This is a genomic window from Kitasatospora sp. NPDC007106 (genome assembly GCF_040634455.1).
In the GTDB taxonomy this organism is placed as follows: Bacteria; Actinomycetota; Actinomycetes; order Streptomycetales; family Streptomycetaceae; genus Kitasatospora; species Kitasatospora arboriphila.
In genome coordinates this window covers 1-1,442 of sequence record NZ_JBEYFP010001210.1, presented here as the reverse complement: position 1 = coordinate 1,442, position 1,442 = coordinate 1, and the positions used below count along the sequence as shown (strand labels likewise).

The 1,442-nt window shown below is 71.4% G+C and carries 2 protein-coding genes; one reads left to right on the top strand and one right to left on the bottom strand.

Going from position 1 to position 1,442, the window contains the following annotated elements:
• Positions 1-141: 141 nt before the first annotated feature.
• Positions 142-705, bottom strand: coding sequence for a hypothetical protein (locus ABZ641_RS37220; RefSeq protein ID WP_359989003.1), 564 nt, complete (start codon positions 703-705; stop codon positions 142-144).
• 369 nt (positions 706-1,074) lie between these two features.
• On the opposite strand from ABZ641_RS37220, the gene ABZ641_RS37215 reads away from it, so the two are divergent.
• On the top strand, positions 1,075-1,442 hold a 368-nt coding region (locus ABZ641_RS37215), incomplete at its 3' end, for a pirin family protein (protein WP_359989001.1).

Here is a 1,442-nt window from a genome sequence, read left to right as displayed (position 1 = left end):
ACAAAAACAAACACACCCCCCCACACACCCTAAATTCGTGTGTGTCCGGGTTGTACCGGGGGGTCGCCCGGCGCGGGGCGGGGGGGGGGGGGGGCGCCCCCCGGGCGCCCCCCCCCGGCCGCTGCGGCGTCGGCGCCGTCCTCAGCCTGCCGTGGGGGTGGGGGCGACGCCGAGTGCGGTGCCCAGCCGGGCCACGACGGCCGAGTAGTCGGAGTCGCCCTTGAGGAGTGCGGCCTTGGCCTGGGTGACCTTGGCGGCGTCGTTGGCGGTGGCAGCGGTCAGGCAGTCGGTCGCACCCTGCCGCAGGTTCGTGACCGCCGAGGACCACAGCGCCTGGGACTGCGGATCGGGGATGGGGTCGAAGTCCTTGATGATGTTGAGATCGTGGTCGAGGTCGTTGCACGCCGACCGGATCGCCATGTAGTCGGCGGGGGCGGCCGGGGCGATGGCCACGCTGCGCTTGAAGTCGCGGAGGCCGTGGTCGAGGGCCTGCATGCCCTGCTTGTGGCGGCTGTCCGCGAACCACGCGGCGAGCTTGACTTGGGCCTCCGCGGAGAGCGTCGGCGCATCGACAGCGGACGGCGTGCTTGAGACCGACGGCGCGCTCGCCGCTGACGCCGGGCTGCTGGAGGGCGAGCCCTCACTGCATGCGGCAAGCGGGACGACGGTAACGGCGACGATCAGACCGAGCAGAAGTTGGCGCATGAAATCCCCCTCGAACGAAGATCCGAAATCGTATCGCGCCCCTCCGACAGCGCTGATGGGCAGACCGATCGGCCCTCCCGGCATGACCGATCGTCATGATGCGTCGACAGGACGGCTGTCCGTGTGAGCCCGGCGTCCATTCCGATGGCCGTCTTCCACCTCGCGCCGGTGGCGGTCGACGAGGTCGTGCTGCACGGCGAGGCCACGTGCGCGCCCCGCCGGCCGGCCGGCGGCCCGCGGATGTCGCCCCCTGGTCCGCGCGAGCCGTGGGCGGGGCGAGGAAGATCGAGTACCCGGGGCGTGACAATGCCGGCGGGCCGCCCCGGCACTAGACTGGATCGGACCTTCCGACCCCTCGGGGAGGGTGCCATGCCCGCCGTGACCGTGGACAACGTGCTGGACCTGCCGCGTATCGCCGAGCCCGACCCGCAGGTCGCCACGCAGCGGACGGTCACCGCGGTGACCTCCGCGCCCAGCGGGTTCGAGGGCGAGGGCTTCCCGGTGTACCGGGCCTTCGCCGGTGTCCCGATGGAGGCGCTGGATCCGTTCGTCCACATGGACCAGATGGGCCAGGTCGACTACGCACCGGGCGAACCCAAGGGCACGCCCTGGCATCCGCACCGGGGCTTCGAAACCGTCACCTACATGATCGACGGTCTCTTCCAGCACCAGGACTCGCACGGGGGCGGCGGTCTGATCACCGACGGTGCGACGCAGTGGATGACCGCGGGGAGGGG

What these genes read in the sequence shown, in the direction of transcription:
- ABZ641_RS37220 (WP_359989003.1), bottom strand. Translation starts at nt 705, where the DNA reads ATGCGCCAACTTCTGCTCGGTCTGATCGTCGCCGTTACCGTCGTCCCG.